Here is a 15,021-nt window from a genome sequence, read left to right as displayed (position 1 = left end):
TAGTCGCCGCCCCCGACAGCCCGGATCGTCCCCTGATGCCCGTTCTCCCCGCGCCGCGATGGCAGCACCGGAGCACTTATCGACTCCTTCCAATATCGAGCGTGGCGGCCTACCATCCAGTAACCGAATGTTCTTCATGTAATGGTCCCGTCCGATGGCCCCCGTCCACAGAGGATCGCCATGACCGGTCACACCCCCGCGCGCCGGCTGCTCGCCGGTGCCACGACCGCCACCGCCGTCGCCGCCCTCCTCGTCGCGGCCCCGACCACCGCCACCGCAGCCAGCACCCCGACCGGGAGCACCCTCGCGACAAACGTCGCCAACGCCTTCGCCGCCAACGACTACTGCCTCGGGGAATGCTCGGAGATCCTGCCGCCGGGCCAGAACGGCAACGCCACCCTCGTCGAGATTCTGGGCAACCAGGCTTTCGGCACCCTGCCCCGGCACTCCGCCGACCAGCTCGACAGGTACGCCGACCTCGTCTACGGCTATGCCGGACTGCGCGAGGACCAGATCGACGCCTTCTTCAACGACGCCTCCTTCGGCGTCGCGCCCAGCCAGGTCGAACGCGACTACTCACCCCGCTCCGACGTCCGCATCCTGCGGGACCGGGCCACCGGCGTCCCGCACATCACCGGTACCACCCGCGCCGGCACCATGTTCGGCGCCGGCTACGCCGGGGCCGAGGACCGGCTGTTCACCATGGATCTGCTGCGGCACGTCGGGCGGGGAACGCTTACCCCGTTCGCGGGAGGCGCACCGGGCAACCGGGCGCTGGAGCAGAGCGTCTGGCGGACCTCCCCGTACACCGAGGCCGACCTGACGGCGCAGGTCGCCGCGCTGCGGCAGAAGGGTGACCGCGGTGAGCAGCTCTACACCGACGTGCAGGAGTACATCGCCGGGATCAACGCCTACATCCGTACCTGCATGGCCAACCGCAACTGCCCCGGCGAGTACGTGCTCACCGGGCACCTCGACGCGATCACCAACGCCGGTGGGCCCGAGCCGTTCGTGCTGACCGACCTGGTCGCCATCGCCGGCGTGGTCGGTGGCCTGTTCGGCGGTGGGGGCGGCACCGAGATGCAGTCCGCGCTGGTCCGCATCGCCGCCCGGGCCAAGTTCGGCCCGGTGGAGGGCGACCGGGTGTGGAACGGCTTCCGGGGCCAGAACGACCCGGAGACCGTGCTGACGCTGCACGACGGGCAGAGCTTTCCGTACGGCGACGCCTCCCCGGACGCGCCAAGCGTGGTGCTGCCGGACGCCGGCTCGGCCCGGGTCGAACCGGTCTTCACCGACCCGACCGGCTCCGCGACCACCGCCACGACCTCGAACAGCGGCTCCGAGCTGGCCGCCGCGCTGTCCGGGCTGACCATCGACCCGGCACACCGCGGTATGTCGAACGCGGCGGTGATCTCGGCAGAGCACTCCACCAGCGGGCACCCGGTGGCGGTGTTCGGGCCGCAGACCGGCTACTTCTCCCCCCAACTGCTGATGGTCCAGGAGTTGCAGGGGCCGGGCATCAGCGCCCGAGGCGCCGCCTTCGCCGGGCTGAACCTGTACGTCCTGCTCGGCCGGGGCCAGGACTACGCCTGGAGCGCCACCTCCTCCGTGCACGACATCACCGACACGTACGCGGTGCCGCTCTGCGTACCCGGCGGTGGCACGCCGACGCTGGGCAGCAACCACTACCTGTTCCGCGGCCAGTGCCTGGCGATGGAGGAGTTGTCCCACGTCAACCGGTGGAGCCCGACCGTCGCCGACGGCACCGCAGCCGGGTCGTACAAGCTTGTCGCCTGGCGTACCAAGCTCGGCCTGGTGGCGTGGCGGGGCACCGTCGGCGGGGTGCCGCACGCCTTCACCCACCTGCGGTCCACCTACGGCCGGGAGGCCGACTCCGCGATCGGTTTCCAGATGTACAACGACCCGACCCAGATGGGCTCCGCGGCGGCCTTCCGCGCCTCGGCGAACAACGTCGAGTACGCGTTCAACTGGTTCTACGTCAACTCCACCGAGTCGGCGTACTTCAACTCCGGGCTCAACCCGCTGCGGGCGTCCGGCAGCAACCCGAACCTGCCGATGAAGGCCGAACGGGCGTACGAGTGGCAGGACTTCGACCCGGAGACCGGCACCGCCCGGTACGCGCCGGCGGCGGCCCACCCGCAGTCGGTGAACCAGGACTACTACGTCAGTTGGAACAACAAACAGGCCAAGGACTTCGGCGCCGCCGACGGCAACTTCAGCTTCGGTGCCGTACACCGTGGTGACCTGCTGGACCGGCCGGTCAAGGCGGCACTCGCGGCGGGCCGCACCTTCGACCGGGCCTCGCTCACCGAGCTGGTGCAGCGGGCCGGGCTGACCGATCTACGCGGCGCCGAAGTGCTCGGCGAGCTGATCCGGGTACTGGAGAGCCAACCGGTCACCGACACCGCCCTGGCCAGCGAGATCGCACGGCTGAAGGCGTGGCGGCAGGCCGGCGCGCTGCGGGTGGAGACGGCCGAGGGCAGCAAGGTCTACCAGCACGCCGAGGCGATCCGGACCCTCGACGCCTGGTGGCCGCTGCTGGTGCGGGGCATGTTCCGGGAACCGCTCGGCACGGAGCTGTACCAGTCCCTGGTCAACACTCTCCAGGTCAACGAGTCACCCTCCGGCCACCAGCAGGGCGACGTGTCGAACCTGCCGTCGTCGGCGAACAGCGCCCAGACCCACAAGGGCTCGGCGTTCCAGTACGGGTGGTGGGGTTGGGTCGACAAGGATCTGCGGGCCGTGCTGGGTGACCCGGTGGCCGGCGGGCCGGGGCGCACCTTCTGCGGCGACGGCGACCTCGCCGCCTGCCGGCAGATCCTGCTGGACACGCTGCGGACGGCGGCGGCGACGCCGGCCACGCAGACCTATCCGGGTGACTCGACGTGCGCCGCCGGTGACCAGTGGTGCGCCGACGCCATCGTCCAGTCACCGCTGGGCGGCATCAAGCACGCCACCATCGCCTGGCAGAACCGCCCCACCTACCAGCAGGTGGTCTCGTTCCCCGCCCGCCGTGGCGACGACCTGACCAACCTGGCCGCCGGCCGCCCGGTCACCGCGTCCAGCAGTCAACTGTTCAACGGCGCCGGCCGCGCCGTCGACGGTGACCTGGGCACCCGGTGGGCGAGTTCCTGGTCGGACAACCAGTGGCTGCGGGTGGACCTCGGTTCCGTACGGCAGGTCGGTCGGGTGGTCCTGGCCTGGGAGGCGGCCTACGCCCGGTCGTACCGGGTGGAGGTCTCCGCCGACGGCGCCACCTGGCGGCCGGCCTGGTCGACCACCGCCGGGAACGGCGGAACCGACGTGGTCAGCTTCGCCCCGCAACAGGCCAGGTACGTGCGGATGTAGGGGCTGACTCGGGGCACCTCCTACGGCTTCTCGCTGTGGGAGATGTCGGTCTACGCCCAGTGACGCGGCGGTCGCGGCCGGGACGGCACGTCCCGGTCGCGACCGTCGTTCGGCCGGCTCAGGCCAGCGCGATCTGGTCGCCGTCGACCTTGATGTTCTTGGCCGGCAGCGGCGTGGTCGCCGGGCCGGCCGTGACGGAGCCGTCCTCGATGGAGAACTTGCTGCCGTGGCAGGTGCAGTTGATGGTGCCGCCGTCGACGTTCGACACCGGGCAGCCCTGATGGGTGCAGACCGGGTCGAAACCCTTGAAGTCACCTGCGGTGGGCTGGGTGATCACCACGCCCTGGGCGGCGAAGACGGCGCCGCCGCCGACCGGGATGTCGGTCGTCCGGGCCAGTGACTGGGCGCCCTCACGATCCCCGCCGCCAGCGTCGCCGGTGTTGGTGACCTGCGGTCCAGGACTCGGTGCCGCGCCGCCGTCGTCGTCCTCACCGCCGCAGGCGGCCAGGACCACCGCCGCGCCGACCGCCCCCGCGCCCGTGAGCACGGCCCGGCGGCTACGCACTCCAGGCCCGGCCGGCACCTGATCGTCGCCAATGCCAGCGCTGCCCTGCGGCTCGCTCATGCCTCGCCCCTCCGTCGGTCACTCCGGTGCATGATGTGTCGCTACTCTCCCTGCACGCACCACTCTGCCCGGCGGTTCACCCGATCGGCCACCCGGGCACGCCGTCCGACCGTCAGACACCCGCCGACCGCCGCCTGTCGGTATCCCGCCCGGCGGAGTCGGCCCGTCAGCGCGCGGCAGCTGTGGTCTTCCGACCGCCCCGGGCCCGGCTACCGTTCGCCTTCGCCGCCCTGGTGGTCGCCGCCACGGCACCCTTCGCCGCGCCGTCGAGCTTGAGGACGGTACGCAGGAACTGCCCGGTGTGGCTCTCGGCGACCTCCGCGACCTCCTCCGGGCTGCCGGTGGCGAGCACGGTGCCGCCCCGGTGGCCACCCTCCGGGCCCATGTCGATCAACCAGTCGGCACTCTTGATCACGTCCAGGTTGTGCTCGATCGTGATCACCGTGTTGCCCTTGTCGACCAGGCCCTCCAGCACCAGCAGCAGCTTACGGATGTCCTCGAAGTGCAGGCCGGTGGTCGGCTCGTCGAGCACGTAGACCGTCCGCCCGGTGGAGCGCTTCTGCAACTCCGAGGCGAGCTTGACCCGCTGCGCCTCGCCACCGGAGAGGGTCGGCGCGGGCTGCCCCAGCCGTACGTAGCCCAGCCCCACGTCGACGAGCGTCTTGAGGTGCCGGTGGATGGCCGGGATGGCGGAGAAGAACTCGGCCGCCTCCTCGATCGGCATCTCCAGCACGTCGGAGACGGTCTTGCCCTTGTAGTGCACCTCAAGGGTCTCCCGGTTGTACCGGGCGCCCTTGCAGACCTCGCACGGCACGTACACGTCGGGCAGGAAGTTCATCTCGATCTTGATGGTGCCGTCGCCGGAGCACGCCTCGCAGCGACCGCCCTTGACGTTGAAGGAGAACCGTCCGGGGCCGTACCCCCGAACCTTGGCCTCGGTGGTCTCGGCGAACAGCTTGCGCACGTGGTCCCAGACGCCGGTGTAGGTGGCCGGGTTGGAGCGCGGGGTACGGCCGATCGGTGACTGGTCGACGCCGACGACCTTGTCGACGTGCTCCAGGCCGGAGACCCGGGTATGCCGGCCCGGCACCAGCCGGGCGCCGTTGATCTGGTTGGCCAGCACCGCGTAGAGGATGTCGTTGACCAGCGTCGACTTGCCCGAGCCGCTGACGCCCGTGACGGCGATCAGCTGGCCGAGCGGGAAGCTCACGGTCAGGTTGCGCAGGTTGTGCTCGCGGGCCCCGTGCACCACCAGCTCCCGCCCGGGGGTCTGCGGGCGGCGTCCCCGGGGGGTCGGGATCTCCCGCCGACCGGAGAGGTACGCCCCGGTCAGCGACTCGGGATTCTCCAGCAGCGCCGGCACCGAGCCGCTGTGCACGATCCGACCGCCGTGCTCCCCCGCGCCGGGACCGATGTCGACGATCCAGTCGGCGGTGCGGATGGTGTCCTCGTCGTGCTCGACCACGATCAGCGTGTTGCCCAGGCCACGCAGCCGCACCAGCGTCTCGATCAGCCGGTGGTTGTCCCGCTGGTGCAGGCCGATCGACGGCTCGTCGAGCACGTAGAGCACCCCGACCAGGCCCGACCCGATCTGGGTGGCCAACCGGATGCGCTGCGCCTCACCGCCGGAGAGGGTGCCGGCCGGGCGGTCCAGGGAGAGATAGTCCAGCCCGACGTCGAGCAGGAAGCGCAGCCGGGCGTTGATCTCCTTGAGCACCCGCTCGGCGATCAGCTTCTGCCGGTCGGTCAGCTCGATGCCGGCCAGCAGGTCGGCGCACTCACCTACCGACAGGTTGCACACCTCGGCGATGCTGCGCCCGGCCAGGGTGACCGCGAGCACCTCGGGCTTGAGCCGGGCACCGCCGCAGGCCGCGCACGGCACGTCGCGCATGTAGCCCTCGTACTTCTCCCGCGACCACTCGCTCTCGGTGTCGGAGTGCCGGCGCTCGATCCACTGCACCACACCCTCGAAGCCGGTGTAGTACGACCGCTCCCGGCCGTACTTGTTGCGGTAGCGCACGTGCACCTGGTCGTCGGAGCCGTGCAGGATCGTCTTCTGCGCCCGCGACGGCAACGCCCGCCACGGGGTGTCGACGTCGAAGTGCTCGGCCTCGCCGAGCGCCTCCAGCAGCCGCAGGAAGTACTCCAGGTTGTGCCCGGTCGCCCACGGCTGGATGGCGCCCTCGCGCAGGCTGCGTTCCGGGTCGGGGACGACCAGCTCCGGGTCGACCTCCTTCTTGGTGCCGAGGCCGGTGCACTCCGGGCAGGCGCCGTAGGGGGCGTTGAAGGAGAAGACCCGGGGTTCCAGGTCCTCGATCGCGAGGGGGTGGTCGTTGGGGCAGGCCAGGTGCTCGGAGTAGCGCCGCTCCCGGTCGGGGTCGTCCTCGGCCAGGTCGACGAAGTCGAGCAGGACCAGACCACCGGAGAGGCCCAGGGCCGCCTCGACCGAGTCGGTCAGCCGCTGCTTGGCGCTGGGCTTCACACTGAGCCGGTCGATCACCACCTCGATGGTGTGCTTCTCCTGCTTCTTCAGCTTCGGCGGGTCGGTGAGCTGGTGCACCACACCGTCGACCCGGGCCCGCGCGTACCCCTTGGCCTGGAGTTCGGCGAACAGGTCGACGTACTCGCCCTTGCGTCCCCGCACCACCGGGGCGAGCACCATGAACCGGGTGCCCTCGACCATGGCGAGAACCCGGTCGACGATCTGCTGCGGGCTCTGCTTGGAGATCCGCTCGCCGCAGACCGGGCAGTGCGGCTCCCCGACGCGGGCGAAGAGCAACCGCAGGTAGTCGTAGACCTCGGTGATCGTGCCGACGGTGGAGCGGGGGTTGCGGGAGGTGGACTTCTGGTCGATCGACACCGCCGGGCTCAAGCCCTCGATGAAGTCGACGTCCGGCTTGTCCATCTGGCCAAGGAACTGCCGGGCGTACGACGACAGCGACTCGACGTAGCGTCGCTGCCCCTCGGCGAAGATCGTGTCGAAGGCCAGGCTCGACTTGCCCGACCCGGACAGCCCGGTGAACACGATCAGGGCGTCCCGGGGCAGGTCGAGGCTGACGTCACGCAGGTTGTGCTCGCGCGCGCCACGAATGATCAAACGGTCGGCCACGGTCCGTGTACTCCCGGGTGAGAATGAAGAGGAAGATCTGTCCGCTTTTGAGGTGACCCCAGCGGTTGTGTCAGCGCGGAGAGTGCGCCCCGGCAACTGTAGACCCGACCCCCGACAACTTCCCCCACCCACACATCCCACCCCTCCCCCACCCACCCGCGCCCCGCCCAGCTGCGCGCCGATCATGCAGTTGTGGCACGCAACAAAGCAGTCAAATCGCCCGTACCGACGACCACAACTGCATGATCGCGGGACACACGGGTGGGGTGGAAAGTGGTCAGCGGGGGTGGAGGGTCCGGCGGGTGGCGCGGGACACACTGGTGGGGCGCGTGGAGCGGCGACGGGTCTCGTGGGCGACCTCCCGTTGCAGCCGGCGCCAGCTGTCGTAGCGGCGGGCGGTCAGCGCGCCGGCATCCAGTGCCGCCCGCACCGCGCAGCCGGGTTCGGCCTCGTGCCGGCAGTCGCCGTAGCGGCAGCTGGCGGCCAGGTCGGCGATGTCGGCGAAGGCGCGGTCGAGCCCGGTCGCGCCGTCGAGCAGGCCGACGGCCCGGACCCCGGGCGTGTCCACCACGGCGCCCCCACCCGGCAGCGGCACCAGCGCCCGCCAGGTGGTGGTGTGCCGACCCTTGCCGTCGACCCGACGGATCGCCTGCGTCGGCATCACCACCGCCGAGACGAGCGCGTTGACCAGGCTGGACTTGCCGGCGCCGGAGGGCCCGAGCAGCCCGAGGGTGCGGCCGGGGCCGACCTCGGCGCGCAGCGCCTCCAGTCCGGTGCCGCGCTCGGCGCTGAGCGGCAGCACCGGCACCCCCGGAGCCAGGGCCGCCAGTTGACGCGCTACCGCCACCGGATCGGCCGCCAGGTCGGTCTTGGTCAGCACCACCAACGGCCGGGCGCCGGACTCGTGGACCAGGGAGAGCAGCCGCTCGATCCGGGCGGCGTCCGGTGCCGGGTGCACCGGCTCCACCACGGCGGCCACGTCGAGGTTGGCGGCCAGCAGTTGACCGCTGGCGTCCTTACCGGCGGTGCGCCGGATCAACGCGGTACGCCGGGGCAGTACCACCTCCACCGTCACCCGCCCGTCGGGCCAGGCGCACAGCAGCACCCAGTCGCCGACACCGGGCAGCCGGGTCGCGTCGCGCACGGCCGCAGCCAGCAGCGCCCCGCCGGTCGAGGCGCGCACCGGCCCGGCCTCGGTGAGCACGGTGCAGACGCCCCGGTCGACCCGGGCCACCCGGCCGGGACGCTGATCGGTACGGATACGTCGCAGGTGGGCCGCCCGGTCGGTGTCCCAGCCCAGGGCGGTCAGCGAGATGGTCATGGCTCCTCGTTCGGTGTCGGTGCGGGTGATACACGGGTGCGGTGACCGGCATGACCACCACCTCCTCCGCTCCGGCGCCGCGCACGAACCTGGTCGACCTCCCCCGGTGGTGACCGGGCCGCGAGGCAGCAGACGAGCCGTCCGCGTCGCGTGACCCGATCGAAGGGGTCGCTGGCACAGACGGTAGGTCGGGCCACGCCACGCCGGAAGTGAATTCCCCGGCGACGCGGGTGGGCGCGGGCCACTAGGGTCAGCACCGTGACGATGGATCCGCTGCTGCTGACCGGCGACGTGGACGAGGCCACGGCTCGCCTGGTGCGCACGGCGGCCACCTTCGACGCCGCCGATCTCGCCGCGCCGTCTCTGCTGCCCGGCTGGACCCGAGGACACGTGCTGGCCCACCTCTGCCGCAATGCCGACGGCTTCGTCAACCTGCTCACCTCGGCCCGCACCGGCGAACCGATCCCGATGTACGCCAGCGCCGCCGCCCGGACCGCCGACATCGAGGCGGGGGCCACGCGTACCCCGGAGGAGCAGCTGGACGACCTGCGGCGCAGCGCGGACCGGTTCGCCGAGGCCGTGGCCGCGATGCCGGTGCCGGCCTGGGGTGCCACCGTCGAGACCCGGCGCGGCTCGCAGCCGGCGGCCCTGCTCGTCTGGGGTCGACTGCGGGAGCTGGAGATCCACCATGTCGACCTGGCGGCCGGCTACCGGCCCACGGACTGGTCACCGGACTTCGGCCACCGGCTGTTGCACGAGGTGACAAGCGGCTTCGCCGACCGGGACGACGTACCAGCGATGGTGCTTCGCTTCGACGGCAGCAGCCACGAACTGGTGCTCGGCGACCGGGCGGAGGCACCGGTCGTCACCGGTGCGGCGGCCGAACTCGCCGCGTGGTTGACCGGCCGCGACCCCGGTGCCACGCTGACCGTCACCCCCGACGGGCAGCTGCCCCACCCGCCCGAATGGATCTAGGGAGCCATGACCTACAGCGGAGAAGTCACCCCCGGCGGCCCGCCGGCGGTACGCGAACTCGACCGGCTGACCATCACCAAGGTGTCGGTCGGTCCGATGGACAACAACGCGTACCTGCTGCGCTGCGGCGGCACCGGTGAGCAGGTGCTGATCGACGCCGCCAACGAGGCGCCCCGCCTGCTGGAGCTGATCGGCGACGCGGGGCTCACCTCGGTGGTGACCACCCATCAGCACATGGACCACTGGGTGGGTCTGGAAGAGGTGGTGGCCAAGACCGGCGCCCGTGCGCTGGTGCACGCCGACGACGCCGACGGGCTGCCGATCGAGGCGCAGACCCTCGCCGAGGGCGACGTCGTACCGGTCGGCGACTGCGCCCTGGAGGTCATCCACCTGCGGGGGCACACCCCGGGTTCGGTGGCGCTGCTCTACCGCGACCCCGGTGGCGTGCCGCACCTCTTCACGGGCGACAGCCTCTTCCCCGGCGGGGTGGGAAATACCGACCGGGATCCGCAGCGGTTCGCCGCGCTGATCGACGATGTCGAGCACAAGCTGTTCGACCGGCTGCCTGACGAGACCTGGTTCTACCCCGGGCACGGTCGGGACTCGACGCTCGGCGCGGAACGCCCCCACCTGGCCGAGTGGCGCGCCCGAGGCTGGTGACAGCCGCGCTGCTCAGGGAGCGATGCGCAGCCGTCGGATCTGGTCGTCGTCGTAATCCTCGAAGCGGTACCGCAGGCCGGCGAAGGGGCTGCCGGGAAAGTCACCGGTGATGGTGGCGGTGACCACGGTCCCTTCCGGCGTCTGCGTCACGTCGGTGATCTCGTACGACACCAGCGGCACCTCCCGCCGCCAGGCCCGGATCGCGGCGATGCCCTCGTGGGTCCTGCCCTCGTCCTCGACAACGGCGTCGGGGGCGAAGAGCGCGAAGTAGGCGTCGCTGTCGGTTTCGCCGGCGAGCGCGAAGTAACGACGGATCAGCGCCGGTACGGCGTTCATGGCAGGGTTCTCTCCCGAGGGGCCTCAAGCAGGTGCGGCTGGACGCTGCTGATCCTGCCCGACGGGTGCGACAGCCACCCCGGGTTCGATCAGAGCCGAGGCTGTCGTCGAGTTCCCGGACCGGTCGGTTCAGCGGGTGGCCGCGCGCAACCGCCGGCGGGTGCCGAGCAGCACCAGGGCCGCCAGCAGCAGTCCGCCCAGCATGGTCACCAGTAGCGGACTCGCTCCGGCGGGCAGGAGCCCGGCCAGTGTCCGCGACGCCGTACCCACCACCAGGTAGAGACCGGCCCATCCGGCCGCGCCGAGCGCCGCGAACCCGAGAAATCGTCGGTACGACATGTGCAGCCCGCCTGCGGCCAGGGGCAGCAGGGCGTTGAACACCGGCAGGAAGGGCGCGATCAGCACCAGCCGGCCGCCGTCGCGGCGCAGGATGGTCTCCGCTGCCGCCCACCGCGCCTCGCCGACCCAACCGCCGAAGCGGCTGCGCCGCAGCCGGTCGCCCCACCGCCGGCCGACGAGGAAGCTCAACGACCAACCGGTGAGACAGCCGGTTACCACGGCGACGAAGGTCGCCAACCCGGTGGCGGGGCTGCCGACCGCCACTGCGGCGAGCACCGCCACGTCACCGGGCACGAGGACGCCGAACAGCGGCACCGCGTCGAAGAGCATGACCACCCCGAGCACCGCCATCAGCACCACCACGGGAAGCTCTCCGACCTGGGCCAACTGGTCCGCCATGCCTCGTACGCTAAGACCTGCTCGCCACCGTGGACATCGGGTTTCCTCCCCATCCTCCGGGTGGCGCCCCTGAGGGTGATCCCTGATCGCGCCCGCCGCGTCGGAGCCCATCCGCCGCAACGCCTGAGGCGCTTCGCCCGGCAAATCCGCTATTCACCGGTTACTGTCGGGAAGGTATTGGGCGATCACCGGCGCGCAAGCCAGCGGTCGCCCGCATGGAACAGGGAGAGAGTACGCATGGCAACCGGCACCGTGAAGTGGTTCAACTCCGAAAAGGGCTTCGGCTTCATCGAGCAGGACGGCGGAGGGCCCGACGTCTTCGTCCACTACTCGGCCATCCAGTCCGGCGGTTACCGCGAACTGACCGAGGGCCAGAAGGTCGAGTTCGACGTGACCCAGGGGCAGAAGGGCCCGCAGGCGGACAACGTCCGTCCGCTCTGACTCGTACGGTCCGGCGGGGCTGATCGCACGGCGGCGGGTGGCGGCCGGTACTGGCCGCCACCCGTCGGAGCGTCGCCTCAGGCCGCCAGTCGGCGGCTCAACTCGCTGACGACCTGTTGCGCCACGGTGGGCGGGATCGCCGCCGCTATCTCCTGCGGAGTGAGACCCGCCAGCACTCCGGTGACGATCGCCTGCTCGTCGGTGAAGTCCCGGTTCATCAGCGAGTCCACCGTGTTCTGTAGTGCGGTGAGTTGCGCGCCGATGGTGCGCAGTGTCGGGTGGGAGACCCGGAAGTCGGGATCTTTGTGATCCTCGCCCATCGCCATCCGGGTGTAGGTCTGCCCGACCGGGTTGCGTCCGTCCAGGACGGTGAGGTTGCGGTGGACGGTCTTGAGCCAGTTGTGTTCCTCGGGTGTCATGTCGTTCTCCCCCTCCTCGGAGTTCAGCAGTCCGATGGCGGTCAGGTAGCGGCGGAACAGCGGCCGCTGGTCGCGGTTCGCTTTGATCGAGTCCCGGAAGAAACTGAAATGGGTGTGCCACAGGTGGGACCGGTCGCCGGTGCTGCGGCGACCGAGCCGGTCCCAGCGCCGGACCACTTTGCCGTCGGGCGAGTAGATGATCTCGCGGATGTCGCGGGTGTCCGGGGCGTTGGCGACGCATTGCGCCACGCACCAGGCCGAGAACGTGAACAGGTTGTGGGTACGGCCGTTGGAACTGAGCTGGAACGTCCCCACGTCCAGAGCGGCCGCGTCGAGGGTCAGGCCGTTGCGGTCGCGGGGCGACTCGACCACCGAGTAGTCGTTGGTGACGACCCGGTCCGACCCGCAGTGGTAGCCCCCTCGGTGGTTGGCGTCGCCGACGATGCCGACCTCGTTGGGTTCGAGGTCGGCGTCGCGGCTGCGGTTGGGGTCACGGTTGAGATGCTCAAGCAGCAGACTACGAACGGCGAGCAGATTTGCCGGGGCCCGCGTCATGGCTCCCCCTTCGCATACTCGTTGGGGACCAGGCGCGACGGTGACACCGCGTACGCGGTGGAGGGGCTCACCGGCGGGCCCGGCCGATCGGGTGCACGGCGCCGGGCGTATCACCACGATAGCTCGGGTTGTTAGAGAATGCCCAGCTCAGAGGCGCTTTGATTCAGCTTGGAGAAGGCTGAGAGGCAGAGTGGACGACCGGTAGGACCACTGCGGACGGATGATCTGGGTCGTGCAGGATCTCCCGGAATCCACCACGGAGTGTGACAGCTGCGCCGAGCGGTTCGCCGGTCCCGGGGTTACGCGCGTAGCGGGGGTGGGCCCCACCGGAGACCTGCAGCCGCAGTCGGTGCCCCGGGGCGAAGCGGTGGGCGGTGGGCCACATCTCGACCGGCACCACGACGGCGCCGGTGTCGTCGGCGGGGAACCGCTGCGGGTCGAGCCGGACCAGACCGTCGCAGATGTTCCACGAACGTCCCCGACCATCCACGTCGCACAGTCGCACGAAGACGTCCAGGTGGGTCAGCTCACTGCGCAGGTGGATCTGGGCGCGGACCGGCCCGACCACCTCGATCCCGGCGGCCAAGGGCTCACTGGTCCAGGTCAACACGTCGGGGCGGGCCTCGACCGGGCGGTTGTCGAACGGTCCGGCCCGCTGGGCCACCAGCAGTGGACCACCCAGCGACGGTGTCGGGTCGGCCGGGTCGTACCAGAACCCGTCCGGCGGTGACGGCACCGGGTCCGACGGGCTCAGGGTCGCCCCCGGGTGCAGGTGCCACCGCACGACGTCGGCGGGTGGCGGCCAGTCGGGCAGGTCACGCCAGCCCCCGCCGGCACCACCGACGTGCACCCGCACCGGATCATCGGGCGGGCGGACGGCACCTACGGCCCGCCGATCACCAGTCTGATCGTCGGACAGGTGCAGGCCGAGCCAGCTCAGCCCCTCACGCAGGGCGGCGATGAACAGCCCGGGGCTGCCGTGTGTCCACGGCCCGACCACCAGGCGTGGACGGGCACCGGTGGCCCGCAGCGCCGTGTAGTCGCGCAGTTGGGCCGGCAGGAAGATGTCGTGCCAGCCGCTGACCATCGCCACCGGGGAGCTGACCAGGTGCAGTCGGTCGTCGAAAACCCGACTGCGCCAGTAGTCGGCCTGTGGGGTGTGATGCCGCAGCCACTCCTGGAAGAACGGCACGGTCACCCCGGTGGCGACCCGGTCCGCCTCGATCAACGGAAGGTGGGCCAGTGCGGCGGTGAGCCTCGGCTGGCCGCGTTTGAGTTCCCACTGGCGGGCCAGCCACGGCACGGTCTGCGCCTGGAGCAGCTCGGCCCAGGTCAGCACCGTGTCCAGGGCGAACGACTCGCCCGCGTACGTGGAGTCACGGGTGGTGGAGGCGGTCGCGACCGCGACCATCGCGCGCAGCTGCGGGCCCGCGTCCGCCGCGAGCGCCCACTGCACGAATCCCTGATAGCTGGCGCCGAACATGCCGAACGCGCCGATCCACCACGGCTGCCGACGCAGCCAGTCGAGCGTGTCCAGGCCGTCGTCGCGCTCGTGCACGAACGGCTCGAACTCGCCGCCGGAGCCGCCCGTGCCCCGGCAGGACTGGATGACCACGTGGAATCCCTGCTCGGCGGCGAGTCGGCAGAGCAGCCGCATCGGTCCGGCCCGACCGTACGGGGTGCGGATCAGCACGGTGGGCGCGGCGGGCAGGTCGGGAGCGTAGTGGTCGGTGCGCAGAATCACCCCGTCGCGTACCCGCAGCGCGATGTCCCGGGTGACGGTGACCCGTCGGGTCCGCGCCGGTGGCAGTCGCAGGGCGGCAGCGGCGAGCCCGGCCGCCAGACGATCAAGCACGACTCACTCCGACCGGCGGCGGTGCGGCTCGGTCCGGGCGGCACGGACCTCGTCCCGGTGCTCCCGCAGCGAGGCTCCCATCGCCGTCATGAACCGGTACACCACCTCCAGTTCGTCGTCACGGAATCCGGCCATCACCCGGTCGGTGCGCTCGCCCAGCGGCCGGAAGAAGCCCATCGCCAGCTCGGCGCCGCGTTCGGCGTAGCGCAGCAGGACCTTGCGTCGGTCCGTGGTGTCCCGGTCCCGGCGCAGATGCCCGCCCCGTTCCAGCCGGTCGATCAGCGCGGTGACCGAGCCGGAGGAGAGCCCTAGGTGCTCGCCGAGCCGACCCGGCGTGATCGGGTCGCCGACCAGCTCGGCGTCCATCACGGCGATCAGCGCCTGCAGGTCGGTGGCGTTGAGGCCGTGCTGGCCGGCGAAGGCGTGCCCGACGTGCTGCGCGTCCACGCCGTAGCGGCGCAGCTCGGCCGTGATCTCGGCGATCAACACGTCCCGGCGCGTGTCGCGCCTGCGGTACATACCGTGAGCTGCCACGTCCCGCCGCTTCCTCCCGACGTCCCGGGTTCGCAGCATAACCGAGAGAGACCCTCGTCTCGTTTGCCGAGATTCTCTACCACT

At 71.1% G+C, this 15,021-nt stretch carries 11 protein-coding genes and 1 pseudogene; 4 read left to right on the top strand and 8 right to left on the bottom strand.

Annotated elements, in window-relative coordinates; all coding sequences use genetic code 11:
• Positions 1 to 180 precede the first annotated feature (180 nt).
• A pseudogene (locus O7624_RS25185) lies at positions 181 to 3,432 on the top strand (penicillin acylase family protein).
• Between the two features lie 55 nt (positions 3,433 to 3,487).
• On the opposite strand, the gene O7624_RS25180 reads toward O7624_RS25185, so the two are convergent.
• From O7624_RS25180 to rsgA, 3 genes are all read right to left on the bottom strand, one after another.
• Positions 3,488 to 3,994: a Rieske (2Fe-2S) protein gene (locus O7624_RS25180; RefSeq protein ID WP_093401462.1), complete on the bottom strand. Its 507-nt coding sequence runs from the start codon at positions 3,992 to 3,994 to the stop codon at positions 3,488 to 3,490.
• 166 nt (positions 3,995 to 4,160) lie between these two features.
• Positions 4,161 to 7,103, bottom strand: a complete 2,943-nt coding sequence (uvrA, locus tag O7624_RS25175) for an excinuclease ABC subunit UvrA (RefSeq protein WP_282237497.1) — start codon at positions 7,101 to 7,103, stop codon at positions 4,161 to 4,163.
• A gap of 277 nt (positions 7,104 to 7,380) precedes the next feature.
• Positions 7,381 to 8,424 carry a ribosome small subunit-dependent GTPase A gene (gene rsgA, locus O7624_RS25170; RefSeq protein ID WP_282237496.1) on the bottom strand — a complete coding sequence of 348 codons (1,044 nt, stop codon included), beginning with the start codon at positions 8,422 to 8,424 and terminating at the stop codon, positions 7,381 to 7,383.
• A gap of 258 nt (positions 8,425 to 8,682) precedes the next feature.
• On the opposite strand from rsgA, the gene O7624_RS25165 reads away from it, so the two are divergent.
• Both O7624_RS25165 and O7624_RS25160 read left to right on the top strand, forming a co-directional pair.
• Positions 8,683 to 9,399, top strand: a complete 717-nt coding sequence (locus O7624_RS25165; RefSeq protein WP_282237495.1) for a maleylpyruvate isomerase family mycothiol-dependent enzyme — start codon at positions 8,683 to 8,685, stop codon at positions 9,397 to 9,399.
• Between the two features lie 6 nt (positions 9,400 to 9,405).
• The gene (locus tag O7624_RS25160) at positions 9,406 to 10,059 is read left to right on the top strand and encodes an MBL fold metallo-hydrolase (protein WP_282237494.1); all 654 of its coding nucleotides are present in this window, start codon (positions 9,406 to 9,408) and stop codon (positions 10,057 to 10,059) included.
• Between the two features lie 12 nt (positions 10,060 to 10,071).
• Here O7624_RS25160 and O7624_RS25155 read toward each other — a convergent pair whose 3' ends face one another.
• Positions 10,072 to 10,395 carry a nuclear transport factor 2 family protein gene (locus tag O7624_RS25155; protein WP_282237493.1) on the bottom strand — a complete coding sequence of 108 codons (324 nt, stop codon included), beginning with the start codon at positions 10,393 to 10,395 and terminating at the stop codon, positions 10,072 to 10,074.
• 129 nt (positions 10,396 to 10,524) lie between these two features.
• Positions 10,525 to 11,133 (bottom strand): VTT domain-containing protein, encoded by a 609-nt coding sequence (locus O7624_RS25150; protein WP_093401467.1) that lies wholly within the window; start codon positions 11,131 to 11,133, stop codon positions 10,525 to 10,527.
• 237 nt (positions 11,134 to 11,370) lie between these two features.
• On the opposite strand from O7624_RS25150, the gene O7624_RS25145 reads away from it, so the two are divergent.
• Complete coding sequence (locus O7624_RS25145; RefSeq protein ID WP_093401468.1) at positions 11,371 to 11,574, top strand: cold-shock protein; 204 nt, start codon at positions 11,371 to 11,373, stop codon at positions 11,572 to 11,574.
• Between the two features lie 77 nt (positions 11,575 to 11,651).
• Here the strand turns inward: O7624_RS25145 and O7624_RS25140 are convergent, their stop codons facing one another.
• The 3 genes from O7624_RS25140 to O7624_RS25130 all read right to left on the bottom strand — a co-directional run bounded on the left by O7624_RS25140 (position 11,652) and on the right by O7624_RS25130 (position 14,922).
• Positions 11,652 to 12,548: a hypothetical protein gene (locus tag O7624_RS25140; RefSeq protein WP_282237492.1), complete on the bottom strand. Its 897-nt coding sequence runs from the start codon at positions 12,546 to 12,548 to the stop codon at positions 11,652 to 11,654.
• Positions 12,549 to 12,711: 163 nt separating this feature from the next.
• Positions 12,712 to 14,403, bottom strand: a complete 1,692-nt coding sequence (locus tag O7624_RS25135; RefSeq protein ID WP_282237491.1) for a CocE/NonD family hydrolase — start codon at positions 14,401 to 14,403, stop codon at positions 12,712 to 12,714.
• A gap of 3 nt (positions 14,404 to 14,406) precedes the next feature.
• Positions 14,407 to 14,922, bottom strand: a complete 516-nt coding sequence (locus tag O7624_RS25130; RefSeq protein ID WP_282240757.1) for a MarR family transcriptional regulator — start codon at positions 14,920 to 14,922, stop codon at positions 14,407 to 14,409.
• Positions 14,923 to 15,021 lie beyond the last annotated feature (99 nt).

The organism is Verrucosispora sp. WMMD1129 (assembly GCF_029581255.1).
In the GTDB taxonomy this organism is placed as follows: domain Bacteria; phylum Actinomycetota; class Actinomycetes; order Mycobacteriales; family Micromonosporaceae; genus Micromonospora; species Micromonospora sediminimaris.
The sequence above is the reverse complement of the archived record's forward strand: the minus strand, read 5'-3'. Positions and strand labels throughout refer to the sequence as shown.

Excerpts from the sequence above, each read along its gene's own strand:
- rsgA (WP_282237496.1), bottom strand. The coding sequence starts at position 8,424 with ATGACCATCTCGCTGACCGCCCTGGGCTGGGACACCGACCGGGCGGCC.
- O7624_RS25140 (WP_282237492.1), bottom strand. The coding sequence starts at position 12,548 with ATGACGCGGGCCCCGGCAAATCTGCTCGCCGTTCGTAGTCTGCTGCTT.
- O7624_RS25155 (WP_282237493.1), bottom strand. The coding sequence starts at position 10,395 with ATGAACGCCGTACCGGCGCTGATCCGTCGTTACTTCGCGCTCGCCGGC.
- O7624_RS25180 (WP_093401462.1), bottom strand. The coding sequence starts at position 3,994 with ATGAGCGAGCCGCAGGGCAGCGCTGGCATTGGCGACGATCAGGTGCCG.
- O7624_RS25160 (WP_282237494.1), top strand. The coding sequence starts at position 9,406 with ATGACCTACAGCGGAGAAGTCACCCCCGGCGGCCCGCCGGCGGTACGC.
- O7624_RS25150 (WP_093401467.1), bottom strand. The coding sequence starts at position 11,133 with ATGGCGGACCAGTTGGCCCAGGTCGGAGAGCTTCCCGTGGTGGTGCTG.
- O7624_RS25145 (WP_093401468.1), top strand. The coding sequence starts at position 11,371 with ATGGCAACCGGCACCGTGAAGTGGTTCAACTCCGAAAAGGGCTTCGGC.
- O7624_RS25130 (WP_282240757.1), bottom strand. The coding sequence starts at position 14,922 with ATGTACCGCAGGCGCGACACGCGCCGGGACGTGTTGATCGCCGAGATC.